Source organism: Streptomyces silaceus (genome assembly GCF_001419745.1).
GTDB classification, from domain to species: domain Bacteria; phylum Actinomycetota; class Actinomycetes; order Streptomycetales; family Streptomycetaceae; genus Streptomyces; species Streptomyces silaceus.
Window position 1 is genome coordinate 1 of record NZ_LIRJ01000399.1, and the last position, 15,872, is coordinate 15,872.

Consider the following 15,872-nt stretch of genomic DNA (forward strand, 5'->3'; position numbering starts at 1 on the left):
GCGTGATGACCGTGGCGGGCCGGGAGCTGCCCGTCTCCGCGGGCAGCACGCGGCACCCCACGCCCACCGGCCCCCTGACCGTCGTCGCCACCCACCGCGAACGGCGCATGCCCGCCGGGGACTTCGGCCTGGGCGGCGAGTACGACCTGAAGCTGCCCTGGGTCGTCGAGCTGCGCACCCCCGACGGCCGGACCACCTACGCCGTCGCGCTGACCTTCGACGAGAAGGCGCCCGGCACGAGGGACATCACCCGCGGCTGGCTCGGCCTGCGCAGCGAGGACGCGAAGTGGCTCCACGACCGGCTGGAACCGGGCGACGTCATCGCCGTCGAGGCCGGTGCGCACGCACGCTGAGCCGCGCTGTCAGCCCTCGCCAGTAGGCTGTCCGACATGGCCGACCCTTCCAGCTACCGCCCCAAGCCGGGACAGATCCCCGACGCCCCGGGGGTCTACAAATTCCGCGACGAGCACCGCCGGGTGATCTACGTCGGGAAGGCCAAGAGCCTGCGCCAGCGCCTGGCCAACTACTTCCAGGACCTGGCGAGCCTCCACCCGCGCACGCGCTCCATGGTGACGACGGCCGCCTCCGTCGAGTGGACGGTGGTCACCACCGAGGTCGAGGCACTCCAGCTGGAGTACTCCTGGATCAAGGAGTTCGACCCCCGGTTCAACGTCAAGTACCGCGACGACAAGAGCTATCCGTACCTCGCGGTGACGATGAACGAGGAGTTCCCGCGGGTCCAGGTGATGCGCGGCCAGAAGAAGAAGGGCGTGCGCTACTTCGGGCCCTACGGCCACGCGTGGGCCATCCGCGACACGGTCGACCTCCTGCTGCGCGCCTTCCCCGTGCGCACCTGCTCCGCGGGCGTGTTCAAGAACGCCGCGCGCACCGACCGTCCCTGCCTGCTCGGCTACATCGGCAAGTGCGCGGCGCCCTGCGTGGGCCGCGTCACCCCCGAGGAGCACCGCGAACTGGCCGAGGACTTCTGCGACTTCATGGCCGGCCGCACGGGCACCTACATCCGCCGCCTGGAGCGGCAGATGGCGGACGCCGCCGAGGAGATGGAGTACGAGAGGGCGGCGCGCCTGCGCGACGACATCGAAGCCCTCCGCAAGGCGATGGAGAAGAGCGCCGTCGTCCTCGCGGACGCCACCGACGCCGACCTGATCGCCCTCGCCGAGGACGAGCTGGAGGCCGCCGTCCAGATCTTCCACGTCCGGGGCGGGCGCGTGCGCGGCCAGCGCGGCTGGGTCACCGACAAGGTCGAGGCCGTCACCAGCGGCGACCTCGTCGAGCACGCGCTCCAGCAGCTGTACGGAGAGGAGAGCGGCGACGCCGTGCCCAAGGAGGTGCTCGTCCCCGCGCTGCCCGACCCGATAGAGCCGGTCCAGGAGTGGCTGACCGAGCGCCGCGGGGCGAACGTCTCGCTGCGCATCCCGCAGCGCGGCGACAAGAAGGCCCTCATGGAGACCGTCGCGCGCAACGCCCAGCAGTCCCTCGTCCTGCACAAGACCAAGCGCGCCTCCGACCTGACCACCCGCTCCCGCGCCCTGGAGGAGATCGCCGCCGCCCTGGAGCTGGACAGCGCCCCGCTGCGCATCGAGTGCTACGACATCTCGCATCTCCAGGGCGACGACGTGGTGGCCTCCATGGTCGTCTTCGAGGACGGCCTGGCCAGGAAGAGCGAGTACCGCCGCTTCCAGATCAAGGGCTTCGAGGGCCAGGACGACGTCCGCTCCATGCACGAGGTGATCACGCGCCGCTTCAAGCGCTACCTCGCGGAGCAGGAGAAGACCGGGAATGGGGTCTCCCCTGATCGAGCGGAGCCGAGAGCTTGGGGAAGGGCGGACGAGGTGACCGGTGAGGTCGCCGACACCGGTCCCACCGAGGAGGACGGCCGCCCCAAGCGCTTCGCCTACCCGCCGCAGCTCGTCGTGGTCGACGGCGGCCAGCCGCAGGTCGCGGCCGCCCAGCGGGCCCTTGACGAGCTCGGCATCGACGACATCGCGGTCTGCGGCCTGGCCAAGCGCCTTGAGGAGGTCTGGGTTCCCGACGAGGACGACCCGGTGATCCTGCCGCGCACCAGCGAGGGCCTCTACCTCCTCCAGCGGGTGCGTGACGAGGCGCACCGCTTCGCCATCACCTACCAGCGCGCCAAGCGGGCCAAACGGTTCCGCGCGGGCCCCCTGGACGAGGTGCCGGGCCTCGGCGACGCGCGCAAACAGACGCTGATCAAGCACTTCGGTTCGGTGAAGAAGCTCCGATCCGCGACAATCGACCAGATCTGCGAGGTTCCGGGTGTGGGCCGCAAGACGGCCGAGGCCGTCGCGGCGGCCTTCGCCCGCGCGGAACCCGCCGCACCCGCCGTGAACACGGCGACCGGAGAGATCATGGAAGAGGAGGAGCCCGTGACCGCGGGCACCTCGGAGGAACGACGGGGGCAGGAGACATGAGCGAGCACGACGAAGGTGGAGAGCAAGTGAGTGCCGGCACGTCCATCGAGACGCCAGGAGTCCCCGACGCCGCGATCCCCGAGCTGGTGATCATCTCCGGGATGTCGGGCGCCGGGCGCAGCACGGCCGCCAAGTGCCTGGAGGACCTCGGCTGGTTCGTCGTCGACAACCTGCCGCCCGCGCTGATCCCCACGATGGTGGAGCTCGGCGCCCGCTCGCAGGGCAACGTCGCCCGCATCGCGGTCGTCGTCGACGTACGCGGCAGGCGCTTCTTCGACAACCTGCGCGAGTCCCTCGCCGAGCTGGAGTCGAAGAACGTCACGCGCCGCATCGTCTTCCTGGAGTCCTCGGACGAGGCCCTGGTCCGCCGCTTCGAGTCGGTCCGCCGCCCGCACCCGCTGCAGGGCGACGGTCGCATCGTCGACGGCATCGAGGCCGAGCGCGACCTGCTGCGCGAGCTGCGCGGCGACGCCGACCTGGTCATCGACACCTCCAGCCTGAACGTGCACGAGCTGCGCGCCAAGATGGACGCCCAGTTCGCGGGCGAGGAGGAGCCCGAGCTGCGGGCCACGGTCATGTCCTTCGGCTTCAAGTACGGCCTGCCGGTCGACGCCGACCTGGTCGTCGACATGCGCTTCCTGCCCAACCCCCACTGGGTCCCCGAGCTGCGCCAGTACACCGGCCAGAACGAGGAGGTCGCGGCGTACGTCTTCAACCAGCCCGGCGCCAAGGAGTTCCTCGACCGGTACGCCGAGCTGCTCCAGCTCATCGCGGCGGGCTACCGCCGCGAGGGCAAGCGGTACGTGACGATCGCGGTCGGCTGTACGGGCGGCAAGCACCGCTCCGTGGCCATGTCGGAGAAGCTCGCGGCACGCCTGGCCTCCGAGGGCGTCGAGACCGTCATCGTCCACCGGGACATGGGGCGCGAATAATGAAGCCCAACCGCCGGACCGTCCGCCTGACCCGGCTGGGCCGCAAGCGGGGCACCCAGCCGAAGGTGGTCGCGCTCGGCGGGGGCATGGGCCTGTCCGCCTCGCTCGCCGCGCTGCGCCGCATCACCGGAGCCGGAGACCTCACCGCCGTCGTCACGGTCGCCGACGACGGCGGCTCCAGCGGGCGCCTGCGCGACGAGCTGGGCGTGCTGCCGCCCGGCGACCTGCGCAAGGCCCTCGCCGCGCTCTGCGGCGACGACGACTGGGGCCAGACCTGGGCCCGCGTCATCCAGCACCGCTTCCAGTCCAAGGGCGACCTGCACGAGCACGCGGTCGGCAATCTGCTGATCGTCGCCCTGTGGGAGCAGCTCGGCGACCACGTCCAGGCCCTGGACCTGGTCGGCAGGCTGCTCGGCGCGCAGGGCCGCGTGCTGCCCATGTCGGCCGTGCCGCTGGAGCTCCAGGCCCTGGTCAAGGGCCACGACCCGGCGCGCCCGGACGACGTGGACACCGTCCGCGGGCAGGCCACGGTGGCCCTGACCCCGGGCGAGGTCCAGTCCGTGCACGTCGTGCCGCACGACCCGCCGGCCGTCCCCGAGGCGGTCGCCGCGGTCCTCGACGCGGACTGGGTGGTGCTCGGTCCCGGCTCCTGGTTCTCCTCGGTGATCCCGCACCTCCTGGTCCCCGAACTGCTCGACGCGCTGACCGAGACGAAGGCCCGCAAGGTGCTCTCGCTCAACCTCGCTCCGCAACCGGGAGAAACCGAAGGCTTCTCTCCGCAGCGTCATTTGGAGGTTTTGGCCCGACACGCCCCTAAACTCGCCCTGGACGTGGTGCTGGCCGACGAGGCCGCCGTGCCCGACCGTGAGTCACTGACCGATGCCGCCAAGCGGCTCGGCGCCACGGTCGAGCTGGCGCCGGTGGCCCGGCCCGACGGAACTCCGAGGCACGATCCGGAGCTCCTGGCAGCCGCGTACGACCGTATTTTTCGGATGCATGGAAGGATCGGCCCATGGCGATGACGGCAGCGGTGAAGGACGAGATCTCCCGGCTCCCCGTCACCCGGACCTGCTGCAGAAAAGCAGAGGTCTCGGCGATCCTGCGGTTCGCGGGCGGCCTTCACCTGGTGAGCGGCCGCATCGTGATCGAGGCGGAGCTGGACACCGCGATGGCCGCCCGGCGGCTGAAGCGGGACATCCTGGAGATCTTCGGGCACAGCTCGGAGCTGATCGTGATGGCCCCCGGCGGCCTGCGGCGCGGCTCGCGCTATGTCGTCCGGGTGGTCGCGGGCGGCGATCAGCTGGCCCGCCAGACGGGCCTCGTGGACGGCCGCGGCCGCCCCATCCGGGGCCTGCCGCCGCAGGTGGTCTCGGGGGCCACCTGCGACGCCGAGGCGGCCTGGCGCGGGGCGTTCCTCGCGCACGGCTCGCTCACCGAGCCCGGCCGCTCCTCCTCCCTCGAGGTGACCTGCCCGGGTCCCGAGGCGGCGCTCGCGCTCGTCGGCGCGGCCCGCAGGCTGCAGATCGCGGGCAAGGCGCGCGAGGTGCGCGGCGTGGACCGCGTGGTCGTCCGGGACGGGGACGCGATCGGCGCCCTGCTCACCCGGCTCGGCGCGCACGAGTCGGTGCTCGCCTGGGAGGAGCGGCGGATGCGGCGCGAGGTGCGCGCCACCGCCAACCGCCTGGCCAACTTCGACGACGCGAACCTGCGCCGCTCGGCGCGCGCGGCCGTCGCCGCCGGCGCCCGGGTGCAGCGCGCCCTGGAGATCCTCGGCGAGGAGGTCCCCGAGCACCTCGCGGCCGCGGGCCGGCTGCGCATGGAGCACAAGCAGGCCTCCCTGGAGGAGCTGGGCGCGCTCGCCGACCCGCCGCTGACCAAGGACGCCGTCGCCGGCCGCATCCGCCGTCTGCTCGCGATGGCCGACAAGCGGGCCCAGGACCTGGGCATTCCGGGGACGGAGTCCAATCTCGGCGAGGACCTCGCCGACAGCCTCGCCGACAACATGGCGGTCTGAGCGACCCGTACGCTCCCCGAGCCGCCGGTGCCTCCACGGGCACCGGCGGCTTCTTTGCGCCCTCCTGAATGTCACCCTTCGCGCCATATTGACATGATCATGAAGTATCACGAGCCTGGCGTTCGCGCACAAATGTGCCGGACAACTGCAAGGGGGGCTCATGAGACGAAAAGCGAGCGCGAGATCGGTTCTCGCCGCGAGCGCACTGCTCATCGGCGGCCTCGCCGCCGCACCGAACGCCCAGGCCAGCGGCCCCGCGAAGGCCCCGGCCGGCGACGACCCGGCGGCCGTGAAGGTCTACCAGGCCGACGTCACCAAGAAGCAGATACCGATCCTGGTCAAGGCGGGCCAGGACGCCCACGAGCTGGCCGGGCAGACGCCCGAGCGCGGCACCGGCCGCGTCGAGCTCTATCTGACCGAGGGCCAGGCCAAGGCGATCGAGCGCCAGGGCGTCGAGCTCAGCGAGCACAAGGTCTCCAAGGCCGCGGAGAAGCGGCTCAAGGCCGCGGGGGACGGGGTCTTCCGGCCGTACAGCGGAAAGGGCGGGCTCCAGGAGGAGATCGTCAAGACCGGGCAGGCGCACCCCGACCTCACCAAGGTCGTCTCCATCGGCAAGACCCTCCAGGGCAAGGACATCCTCGCCCTGAAGCTCACCAAGGGTGCCAAGAAGTCCAAGGACGGCTCGAAGCCGTCCACCCTGTACATGTCCAACCAGCACGCGCGCGAGTGGATCACCCCCGAGATGACCCGCCGCCTGATGCACCACTACCTGGACAACTACGGCAAGGACCAGCGCATCACCAAGCTCGTGAACTCCACCGAGCTGTGGTTCGTGCTCTCCGCCAACCCCGACGGCTACGACTTCACGCACGCGGCCGGGGCCAACCGCCAGTGGCGCAAGAACCTCCGTGACGTCGACGGCGACGGCAGGATCGCGCCGGGCGACGGCGTCGACCTCAACCGCAACTTCGCCTACAAGTGGGGCTACGACAACGAGGGTTCGTCCCCGGACGCCTCGAACGAGACCTACCGCGGCACGGGACCGATGTCCGAGCCCGAGACCAAGGCGCTCGACCGGTTCCAGAAGCGCATCGGCTTCACGTACGGGATCAACTACCACTCGGCGGCCGAGCTGATCCTCTACGGAGTGGGCTGGCAGGTCGCCACGCCGACCCCGGACGACGTGCTCTACAAGGCGCTGGCCGGCACGCCCGAGAAGCCCGCGATCCCCGGCTACCACCCGCAGGTCTCCTCCGAGCTCTACACCACCAACGGCGAGGCCGACGGCCACGCGGGGAACGTCAACGGCTTCTCCATGTTCACCCCGGAGATGTCCACCTGTCAGACCGCGTCGAACGTCGACCCCAACGACGCCTGGAAGCCCGAGGACTGCGCGTCCATCTTCACCTTCCCGGACGACGAGAAGCTGATCCAGCAGGAGTTCGCGAAGAACGTCCCCTTCGCGCTCGCCGTCGCCGAGACCGCACTCCACCCCGACCAGCCGGTCTCCGTCACCGGCATCGAGGCCCCCGACTTCACGCCCGGCTCCTTCACCACCTCCTACGCGCGCGGCGCCGACCAGGAGGTCGCCGTGACCGCCCGCAAGTCGGTCCGCGACAAGGAGATCAACTACCGGATCAACGGCGGCCGCACGCACGACGACGACGTGAAGGCGTGGAAGGGCGGCGAGACCTACGGCGGCGAGGACAACCTCCACTTCGACCAGTACCGCGGGCGGGTCGAGGACGCGCGCGTGGGCGACAAGGTCGAGGTGTGGTTCACCGGTCGTACGAAGAAGGGCCGCACCGAGAGCGAGCACTTCACGTACACCGTCGCCGAGCGCCCCAAGGCCCGCACGCTGGTCGTCGCCGAGGAGGGCGCACCGGCCACGCAGGCCCAGAAGTACGTCGACGCCCTCAAGGCCAACGGCCGCTCGGCCGCCGTCTGGGACGTCGCCAAGCAGGGCGTCCCGCACCCGCTCGGCGTCCTGTCGCACTTCTCCGCGGTCGTCCACTACACCGGTGACCCCGTCCCCGGCGCGCCCACCCAGCTCGCCCTGCGCGACTACCTCAACGAGGGCGGCAAGCTCATCGAGTCCGGTGAGCGCACCGGCGGCAACGTCGACCTCGGCGAGGCCCTCACCGACGACTTCGCGCAGTACTACCTCGGGGCGTACGAGCGGCTGTCCGCGCCCGGCGCCAAGAGCTTCGAGGGCAGCGGCGCCCTCGCCGGCGTGAAGACCCCGCTCGCCGCGGCCGACACCAACCCGCTCGACAAGCCGGGCCGGTTCACCGTCACCTCGGACAACCTGCCGCCCAAGCAGTTCCCGCAGTTCAAGAGCGAGGCGGCGGGCTCCTACCCCGGTCTCACCAACCCGTACGCGCCCTTCGAGGGCCAGGGCATGGCCTCGGCCACCCACGCCGACCAGGACTGGAAGCGGCTCACCCGCACCCTCGACCTCACCGGTGTCACCGCCGCCGACCAGCCCGAACTGCGGTTCCAGCTCAACTGGAGCCTGGAGAACGGCTACGACCACGGGGTCCTGGAGGCGCACACCGCGGGCGCCGACGACTGGACCACGCTGCCCGACAAGAACGGCAACTCGTCCGGCGCCGTGCCCGCCGAGTGCGGGGCCGGGTTCCTCATCAACGGTCACCCCTTCCTGAAGCACTACCTGACGCTGGGCGCGAACGGCTGCACGGCGAGCGGCACCACCGGCGCGTGGAACAGCTTCACCGGATCCTCCGGCGGCTGGAAGCCGGTCGCCTTCGACCTGAGCCCGTACGCGGGCAAGAAGGTCGAGGTCTCCCTGAGCGCCATCACCGACCCCTCCACGGGCGGTCGCGGACTCTTCGCCGACAACGCGCAACTGGTCGTCGGCGGCGATGTCAAGGAGACCGAGGGATTCGAGACCTCGCTCGGCTCCTGGAGCGTCGCTCCGCCCCCGGCCGGGAGCCCCAATATCACAGGCGACTGGGCGCGCACCGGGGAGCTCTACCGTTCCTACGCGGCGGTCACAGCGCGTGACAGTGTGCTCCTCGGCTTCGGGTTCGAGCATGTGCCCGGAAGTGCCGAGAGGGCCGCTCTTATGGGCGCCTCCCTGGCACATCTGCGCACCTGACGCTGCGTAATCGGGACCAAGGTCCCGGTGGCCCGTACTCCTACTGAGGGGTACGGGCCACAGTGCCGCATACGGCCGCTCTCGATGTCACCTCAGGGCCTTCAGAGAGGTAGGGTCGGAGGCGGTCGGGGACATCCCATACAACTCGCCGGCGTCTAAAACCGGCGTACCAACGAGGAGATCGGTTCGTGACGATCCGCGTAGGCATCAACGGCTTTGGCCGCATCGGTCGCAACTACTTCCGCGCCCTCCTTGACCAGGGTGCGGACATCGAGATCGTGGCTGTCAACGACCTGGGTGACACCGCCACCACGGCGCACCTGCTCAAGTACGACACCATCCTGGGCCGCCTCAAGGCCGAGGTGTCGCACACCGAGGACACCATCACCGTCGACGGCCACACCATCAAGGTGCTGTCCGAGCGCAACCCCGCGGACATCCCGTGGGGCCAGCTGGGCGTCGACATCGTGATCGAGTCCACGGGCATCTTCACCAAGAAGGCCGACGCCGAGAAGCACATCGCCGGCGGCGCCAAGAAGGTCCTCATCTCGGCTCCGGCCAAGGACGAGGACATCACGATCGTGATGGGCGTCAACCAGGACAAGTACGACCCGGCGAACCACCACGTCATCTCCAACGCCTCCTGCACCACCAACTGCGTGGCGCCGATGGCGAAGGTTCTCGACGAGAACTTCGGCCTGGTCAAGGGCCTGATGACGACGGTCCACGCGTACACCAACGACCAGCGCATCCTGGACTTCCCGCACAAGGACCTGCGCCGCGCCCGCGCCGCCGCGGAGAACATCATCCCGACCACGACGGGTGCCGCGAAGGCCACCGCCCTGGTCCTCCCGCAGCTCAAGGGCAAGCTCGACGGCATCGCGATGCGCGTCCCGGTCCCGACCGGCTCCGCCACCGACCTGGTCGTCGAGCTGGAGCGCGAGGTCACCAAGGACGAGGTCAACGCCGCGTTCAAGAAGGCCGCGGACGGCGAGCTCAAGGGCATCCTGTACTACACCGAGGACGAGATCGTGTCGTCGGACATCGTCAGCGACCCGGCCTCCTGCACCTTCGACTCCTCCCTGACCATGGTCCAGGAGGGCAAGACGGTGAAGATCCTCGGCTGGTACGACAACGAGTGGGGCTACTCCAACCGTCTCGTCGACCTCACCGTCTTCGTCGGCGGTCAGCTCTAGTCACCAGAGCAGACACCCAGATGTGAGCACAGGGTCCGGACCGCGCAACGTCGCGCGCTCCGGGCCCTGTTGTGCGTCAGTCCACCCAAGGAGTTCAGTTCATGAAGACGATCGACGAGCTTCTCGCCGAAGGCGTCGACGGCAAGCGGGTCTTCGTCCGCGCCGACCTCAACGTGCCGCTCGCCGACGGCACGATCACCGACGACGGCCGCATCCGCGCCGTCCTGCCGACCGTCAAGGCCCTGGCCGAGGCGGGCGCCAAGGTGGTCGTGGCCTCGCACCTGGGCCGCCCCAAGGGCGCCCCGGACCCGGCGTTCTCGCTGCTGCCCGCCGCCGAGCGCCTCGGTGAACTCCTGGGCGCGCCGGTCGCGTTCGCGCAGGACACCGTCGGCCCCGCCGCGCACGACGCGGTCGACGGCCTGCAGCCCGGCCAGGTCGCCGTCATCGAGAACCTCCGCTTCAACGCGGGCGAGACCTCCAAGGACGACGCGGAGCGCGGTCGGTTCGCCGACCAGCTCGCCGCCCTGGCCGATGTCTACGTGGGCGACGGCTTCGGCGCCGTGCACCGCAAGCACGCGTCGGTCTTCGACCTGCCGGCCCGCCTGCCGCACTACGCCGGTTACCTCATCGCCACCGAGGTCGGCGTCCTGAAGAAGCTCACCGACGACGTCAAGCGGCCCTACGCCGTGGTCCTCGGCGGCGCCAAGGTCTCCGACAAGCTCGGTGTGATCGACCACCTCCTGGAGAAGGCCGACCGCATCCTCATCGGCGGCGGCATGGCCTACACCTTCCTCAAGGCCCAGGGCCACGAGGTCGGCATCTCCCTGCTGCAGGAGGACCAGATCCCGGCGGTGCTCGGCTACCTCAAGCGTGCCGAGGAGAAGGGCGTCGAGTTCGTCCTGCCCGTCGACGTCCTGGTCTCGCCCGAGTTCCCGGACCTGAAGACGAAGGCCCCGGCCAACCCCACCACCGTCGCCGCGGACGCCATCCCGGCCGACCAGGAGGGCCTGGACATCGGCCCCGAGACCCGCAAGCTGTACGCCTCGAAGCTCGCCGACGCGGCCACCGTCTTCTGGAACGGCCCGATGGGCGTCTTCGAGCACCCCGACTACGCCGAGGGCACCAAGGCCGTCGCCCAGGCGCTCCTCGACAGCCCGGCCTTCACGGTCGTCGGCGGTGGCGACTCGGCCGCCGCCGTGCGCCTGCTGGGCTTCGACGAGAATGCTTTCGGCCACATCTCGACCGGCGGCGGCGCCTCCCTCGAATACCTCGAGGGCAAGACGCTCCCCGGCCTCGCCGCACTGGAGGACTGACCCTTAATGAGCACCCGTACGCCGCTGATGGCGGGCAACTGGAAGATGAACCTCAACCACCTCGAGGCCATCGCGCACGTCCAGAAGCTCGCCTTCGCCCTGGCCGACAAGGACTACGACGCCTGCGAGGTCGCCGTCCTGCCGCCCTTCACCGACCTGCGCTCCGTGCAGACCCTGGTCGACGGCGACAAGCTCAAGATCAAGTACGGCGCCCAGGACATCTCGGCGCACGACTCCGGTGCCTACACCGGTGAGATCTCGGGCCCGATGCTGTCGAAGCTGAAGTGCACCTACGTCGCCGTGGGCCACTCCGAGCGCCGGCAGTACCACGACGAGTCCGACGAGATCTGCAACGCCAAGGTGAAGGCCGCCTTCAAGCACGGCCTGACCCCGATCCTCTGCGTCGGCGAGGGCCTGGAGATCCGCAAGGCGGGCCAGCAGGTCCAGTACACGCTGAACCAGATCGACGGCGGCCTCAAGGACGTCCCGGCCGAGCAGGCCGAGACCATCGTCATCGCGTACGAGCCCGTCTGGGCGATCGGCACCGGCGAGGTCGCGACCCCCGAGGACGCGCAGGAGGTCTGCGGGGCGATCCGCGGGCGGCTCGCCGAGCTGTACTCGCAGGAACTCGCCGACAAGGTGCGCATCCAGTACGGCGGCTCCGTGAAGGCGAAGAACGTCGCCGACATCATGGCGCAGCCCGACGTCGACGGTGCCCTGGTGGGCGGCGCGGCGCTGGACGCGGACGAGTTCGTCAAGATCGTCCGCTTCCGCGACCAGTGAGTATGCGGTAGCGGCGATACGTCGTACCCTTGCGGGGGTCGGAGGCTGTGAATGCTGGCTCTCAAGGCTCGCGAATAGCGCCCCCGGCCCCCGTCGTCGAATCAGATCCGAGGAAGTTGGTCCAGCCGTGGTTATGGGGTTCTCGATCGCCCTGATCGTCTTCAGCCTGCTGATGATGCTGCTGGTGCTGATGCACAAGGGCAAGGGCGGCGGTCTCTCCGACATGTTCGGTGGCGGCATGCAGTCGTCCGTCGGCGGCTCCTCCGTCGCGGAGCGCAACCTCGACCGCATCACGGTCGTGGTCGGTCTGCTGTGGTTCGCGTGCATTGTCGCGCTGGGTCTGCTGATGAAGGCGAACAACTAGCGCCAGGCACTGGCTGCTTGTCCGGTGCGCGCCCGCGTGCGCGGCTTATCATGGGGCTTGCGTCCGGGGGTCGGGGTGTAACTCCCAACACTGGACGCGCGTTGGGCCTTACGTAAACTGAGGCGCCCGCAGCAGCACCATCACGCAGGGAGTTACGACCGTGGCAAGTGGCAACGCGATCCGAGGAAGTCGGGTCGGGGCGGGGCCGATGGGCGAGGCCGAGCGCGGCGAGTCCGCGCCGCGACTGCGCATCTCCTTCTGGTGCTCGAACGGGCACGAGACGCAGCCCAGCTTCGCCAGCGACGCGCAGGTCCCCGATACGTGGGACTGTCCCCGCTGCGGCTTTCCGGCCGGTCAGGACCGGGACAACCCACCGGACCCGCCGCGCACCGAGCCGTACAAGACGCATCTGGCGTATGTGCGTGAGCGGCGCAGCGACGCGGACGGCGAGGCGATTCTCGCGGAGGCGCTCGCCAAACTGCGGGGCGAAATCTAGGACTTGAACACCGGCCGGGCACCGAATTGGTGCCCGGCCGGTTTCTCGTCTCGGCACGTGTGTGGACAGACGGTTTCAGATATCTCATACCGACCCCTGATCCATTAGGTTGGATCGTGCAGCGGGGCAAAGGACGTACGCGGGTACGGAGAGAAGGCTGAAGTCGTAGATGAATGCAGAAAGCCGCGCCAGGCTCAATCAGATGCCCGAGTGGACGGCGCTCGGCAAGCACCGTGAACAGCTGGGCGAGGTGCAGCTGCGCGATCTCTTCGCCGCGGATCCGGCACGCGGCACGGCGTACGGCCTCCAGGTCGGCGACCTGTACGTCGACTACTCCAAACACCTGGTCACGGACGAGACGCTGACGCTGCTGCGGGAGCTGGCCGCCGCGACCGACGTCTTCGGGCTGCGGGACGCCATGTTCCGCGGCGAGAAGATCAACACGACGGAGGACCGGGCCGTCCTGCACACCGCGCTGCGCGCCCCGCGCGACGCCGTGATCGAGGTCGACGGGGAGGACGTGGTGCCGGCGGTGCACGCGGTCCTCGACCGGATGAGCGCCTTTTCGGACAAGGTTCGCTCGGGCGAGTGGACCGGTCACACCGGCAAGCGCATCAAGAACGTGGTCAACGTCGGCATCGGCGGCTCCGACCTCGGTCCCGCCATGGCGTACGAGGTGCTGCGCTCCTTCACCGACCGCGACCTCACCGTCCGCTTCGTGTCGAACGTGGACGGCGCCGACCTGCACGAGGCCGTGCGGGACCTGGACGCGGCCGAGACGCTGTTCGTCATCGCCTCGAAGACGTTCACCACCATCGAGACGATCACGAACGCGACGTCCGCGCGGGACTGGCTGCTGAGCGAGCTGAAGGCCGGTCAGGAGGCCGTCGCCAAGCACTTCGTGGCGCTGTCGACGAACGCCGAGAAGGTCGCGGACTTCGGCATCGACACGGCCAACATGTTCGAGTTCTGGGACTGGGTCGGCGGTCGCTACTCCTACGACTCGGCCATCGGGCTCTCCCTGATGATCGCCATCGGCCCCGACGCCTTCCGCGAGATGCTCGACGGCTTCCACCTCGTCGACGAGCACTTCCGCACCGCGCCCGCCGAGTCCAACGTGCCTTTGCTGATGGGCCTGTTGGGGATCTGGTACGGCAACTTCCACGACGCGCAGTCGCACGCCGTGCTGCCGTACTCGCACTACCTCTCCAAGTTCACCGCGTACCTCCAGCAGCTGGACATGGAGTCCAACGGCAAGTCCGTGGACCGCGGCGGCGAGCGGGTCCAGTGGCAGACGGGCCCCGTGGTCTGGGGCACGCCGGGCACGAACGGCCAGCACGCGTACTACCAACTCATCCACCAGGGCACGAAGTTGATCCCGGCGGACTTCATCGGCTTCGCCGAGCCCGTCGCGGACCTGCTGCCGGGTCTGGTCGCCCAGCACGATCTCCTGATGGCCAACTTCTTCGCCCAGACGCAGGCGTTGGCGTTCGGCAAGACGCCGGACGAGGTCCGTGCGGAGGGCGTCCCCGAGGAGCTCGTCCCGCACAAGACGTTCCGGGGCAACCACCCCACGACGACGATCCTCGCGAAGTCGCTGACCCCCTCGGTCCTCGGGCAGCTCATCGCCCTCTACGAGCACAAGGTGTTCGTGCAGGGCGCGGTGTGGAACATCGACTCCTTCGACCAGTGGGGCGTCGAGCTCGGCAAGGTGCTCGCCAAGCGCGTCGAGCCCGCGCTGACCGAGGGTGCCGAGGTGTCGGGCCTGGACGCGTCGACGACGGCCCTGGTCGCCAAGTACCGCTCGCTGCGCGGTCGTTGAGGTCGTCGCGGCTGATCCGCACCGGCCGATATTCGGATGCGGGCACCCCGCCCGGCGAGTGACACTGCTTCGGCTCTGTCACCCGCCGGGAGGGACCCCGTCATGGACCAGCTGCTCGCCGCGCTCGCCGATCCCGAGAGACTGCGGCTGTTCGCGCGCATAGTCCTGGACGACCTGCCGCCCCGCGAGGCGGACTCGCCCGTCGCCCGCAAGCACCTGGGACGCCTGCTCGCCGTCGGCGCCGTGGAGCGGCTGCCCGACGGGTCGCTGCGGGCCGACCCGGCCGTCTTCCGGCGGGCCCCGGCCCCGGTCGACGACCGCCCCACCGTGCCGCGCCGCCTCACCGGCTTCTTCTCCCACGGCCGCCTCACGGCCATCCCCGTCCGCCCGGTCGTCCGCCACGAACTCCTCGTCCACCTCACGGACACCCTCTTCGATGCCGACCGCACCTACAGCGAACGCGAGGTCAACGAGGCGTTCCGCACGGTCCACGACGACACGGCGGCCCTCCGCCGCCACTGCGTGACGGACGGCCTCCTGGTGAGAGAACAGGACGGCAGCAGCTACCGAAGGGTCCTCGTACAGGCGTGAGGGCCCCGCCTCGCCCCAATGGGCCCACGCGCGAGTGTTCCCGCTGGTGAGCGGCACTGGGGGACGGAATCCTGAGAGGCAGGATTCGACCCCGCCGGAAAGAGCCCGCGATGCCCGAACCTCCCGCGTATCCGCCGCAGGGCGGCCCCCAGGGCTGGGCCGCGCCGCCCGCCCCGCTGCAGAGGACGAAGCGCAGGAAATGGCCGTGGATCGTGCTGGTGGTGCTGATCCTGCTGGTAGGCGGCTGCGCCGCGCTCGTCGTCGGCATCGGCCACGAGGTGGACAAGGAGCTGAAGCGCGAGGTCACCGTGGAGTACGAGGTGACGGGTGACGCCAAGGACGTCACGATCACGTACTCCTCGTACCGCGACGGTCGACTCTCACAGAATCAGCTGGCGGATGTGGACTTGCCGTGGTCCAAGAAGGAGAAGACGCGGGGGTTCGTGCGGGGCGGGACGCTGGCCGTAACCACGGGCGCCTCTGGTGGCTCGGTCCACTGCGAGGTCACCGCCGACGGAACGACGCGGACCGCGACGGCCAGAGGGGCCTTCGTCACGGCCACCTGCAGCGGATTCTGACCTCCGGAGACACGTGAGGGCCCCGCACCGACCGGTGCGGGGCCCTCACGTCGCGTTCGGCGGAAAACCGTTACGCCACCGCCGGCGGATACAGCTCCGGCGGGAGTTCGGAGGCCGCTGCCGTGTCGAGGAGCCACAGGGTGCGGGAGCGGCCCCGGGCGCCCGCCGCGGGGGCCTGGATCTCGCCCGCGCCCGAGAGCGCGATGGCC

14 protein-coding genes and 1 pseudogene are annotated in these 15,872 nt (G+C 69.9%); 14 read left to right on the plus strand and 1 reads right to left on the minus strand.

The window, feature by feature from the left end; genetic code table 11:
• From AOK22_RS31280 to AOK22_RS31345, 14 genes are all read left to right on the plus strand, one after another.
• The coding region (locus tag AOK22_RS31280) for a L,D-transpeptidase family protein (protein ID WP_167357904.1) at positions 1 to 353 on the plus strand (353 nt) is incomplete at its 5' end.
• A gap of 36 nt (positions 354 to 389) precedes the next feature.
• The gene (uvrC, locus tag AOK22_RS31285; RefSeq protein WP_055702092.1) at positions 390 to 2,453 is read left to right on the plus strand and encodes an excinuclease ABC subunit UvrC; all 2,064 of its coding nucleotides are present in this window, start codon (positions 390 to 392) and stop codon (positions 2,451 to 2,453) included.
• On the plus strand, positions 2,450 to 3,385 hold the full coding sequence (rapZ, locus tag AOK22_RS31290) for an RNase adapter RapZ (protein WP_055702093.1): 936 nt from the start codon (positions 2,450 to 2,452) through the stop codon (positions 3,383 to 3,385). The genes uvrC and rapZ overlap by 4 nt, the downstream gene beginning before the upstream one ends.
• Positions 3,385 to 4,407 carry a gluconeogenesis factor YvcK family protein gene (locus AOK22_RS31295; RefSeq protein WP_055702094.1) on the plus strand — a complete coding sequence of 341 codons (1,023 nt, stop codon included), beginning with the start codon at positions 3,385 to 3,387 and terminating at the stop codon, positions 4,405 to 4,407. The genes rapZ and AOK22_RS31295 overlap by 1 nt, the downstream gene beginning before the upstream one ends.
• Positions 4,398 to 5,399: a DNA-binding protein WhiA gene (gene whiA, locus AOK22_RS31300; protein ID WP_055702095.1), complete on the plus strand. Its 1,002-nt coding sequence runs from the start codon at positions 4,398 to 4,400 to the stop codon at positions 5,397 to 5,399. Before AOK22_RS31295 ends, whiA begins: the two co-directional genes overlap by 10 nt.
• Positions 5,400 to 5,559: 160 nt before the next feature.
• Entirely contained in the window at positions 5,560 to 8,520 is a 2,961-nt protein-coding gene (locus tag AOK22_RS31305; protein ID WP_055702096.1) for a M14 family metallopeptidase, read from the plus strand.
• Between the two features lie 188 nt (positions 8,521 to 8,708).
• Complete coding sequence (gap, locus tag AOK22_RS31310) at positions 8,709 to 9,716, plus strand: type I glyceraldehyde-3-phosphate dehydrogenase (protein ID WP_055702097.1); 1,008 nt, start codon at positions 8,709 to 8,711, stop codon at positions 9,714 to 9,716.
• Positions 9,717 to 9,817: 101 nt separating this feature from the next.
• Positions 9,818 to 11,029, plus strand: coding sequence for a phosphoglycerate kinase (locus tag AOK22_RS31315; protein ID WP_055702098.1), 1,212 nt, complete (start codon positions 9,818 to 9,820; stop codon positions 11,027 to 11,029).
• 6 nt (positions 11,030 to 11,035) lie between these two features.
• Positions 11,036 to 11,812: a triose-phosphate isomerase gene (gene tpiA / locus AOK22_RS31320; RefSeq protein WP_055702099.1), complete on the plus strand. Its 777-nt coding sequence runs from the start codon at positions 11,036 to 11,038 to the stop codon at positions 11,810 to 11,812.
• Positions 11,813 to 11,945: 133 nt separating this feature from the next.
• Entirely contained in the window at positions 11,946 to 12,176 is a 231-nt protein-coding gene (gene secG / locus AOK22_RS31325; RefSeq protein WP_055702100.1) for a preprotein translocase subunit SecG, read from the plus strand.
• A 160-nt stretch (positions 12,177 to 12,336) separates the two neighbouring features.
• Positions 12,337 to 12,672, plus strand: a complete 336-nt coding sequence (locus AOK22_RS31330; protein WP_003957010.1) for an RNA polymerase-binding protein RbpA — start codon at positions 12,337 to 12,339, stop codon at positions 12,670 to 12,672.
• Positions 12,673 to 12,841: 169 nt separating this feature from the next.
• Positions 12,842 to 14,494, plus strand: coding sequence for a glucose-6-phosphate isomerase (gene pgi, locus AOK22_RS31335; RefSeq protein WP_055702101.1), 1,653 nt, complete (start codon positions 12,842 to 12,844; stop codon positions 14,492 to 14,494).
• A gap of 102 nt (positions 14,495 to 14,596) precedes the next feature.
• On the plus strand, positions 14,597 to 15,085 hold the full coding sequence (locus AOK22_RS44075) for a DUF2087 domain-containing protein (RefSeq protein WP_079036940.1): 489 nt from the start codon (positions 14,597 to 14,599) through the stop codon (positions 15,083 to 15,085).
• Between the two features lie 110 nt (positions 15,086 to 15,195).
• The gene (locus AOK22_RS31345) at positions 15,196 to 15,663 is read left to right on the plus strand and encodes a hypothetical protein (RefSeq protein ID WP_055702102.1); all 468 of its coding nucleotides are present in this window, start codon (positions 15,196 to 15,198) and stop codon (positions 15,661 to 15,663) included.
• 70 nt (positions 15,664 to 15,733) lie between these two features.
• On the opposite strand, the pseudogene AOK22_RS31350 reads toward AOK22_RS31345, so the two are convergent.
• Positions 15,734 to 15,872: pseudogene (locus tag AOK22_RS31350) on the minus strand (6-phosphogluconolactonase); the annotation flags it as partial.

Coding starts and splice junctions, on each gene's coding strand:
- whiA (WP_055702095.1), top strand. CDS start 4,398: ATGGCGATGACGGCAGCGGTGAAGGACGAGATCTCCCGGCTCCCCGTC.
- AOK22_RS44075 (WP_079036940.1), top strand. CDS start 14,597: ATGGACCAGCTGCTCGCCGCGCTCGCCGATCCCGAGAGACTGCGGCTG.
- AOK22_RS31345 (WP_055702102.1), top strand. CDS start 15,196: ATGCCCGAACCTCCCGCGTATCCGCCGCAGGGCGGCCCCCAGGGCTGG.
- AOK22_RS31305 (WP_055702096.1), top strand. CDS start 5,560: ATGAGACGAAAAGCGAGCGCGAGATCGGTTCTCGCCGCGAGCGCACTG.
- rapZ (WP_055702093.1), top strand. CDS start 2,450: ATGAGCGAGCACGACGAAGGTGGAGAGCAAGTGAGTGCCGGCACGTCC.
- uvrC (WP_055702092.1), top strand. CDS start 390: ATGGCCGACCCTTCCAGCTACCGCCCCAAGCCGGGACAGATCCCCGAC.
- pgi (WP_055702101.1), top strand. CDS start 12,842: ATGAATGCAGAAAGCCGCGCCAGGCTCAATCAGATGCCCGAGTGGACG.
- AOK22_RS31295 (WP_055702094.1), top strand. CDS start 3,385: ATGAAGCCCAACCGCCGGACCGTCCGCCTGACCCGGCTGGGCCGCAAG.
- tpiA (WP_055702099.1), top strand. CDS start 11,036: ATGAGCACCCGTACGCCGCTGATGGCGGGCAACTGGAAGATGAACCTC.
- AOK22_RS31315 (WP_055702098.1), top strand. CDS start 9,818: ATGAAGACGATCGACGAGCTTCTCGCCGAAGGCGTCGACGGCAAGCGG.
- secG (WP_055702100.1), top strand. CDS start 11,946: ATGGGGTTCTCGATCGCCCTGATCGTCTTCAGCCTGCTGATGATGCTG.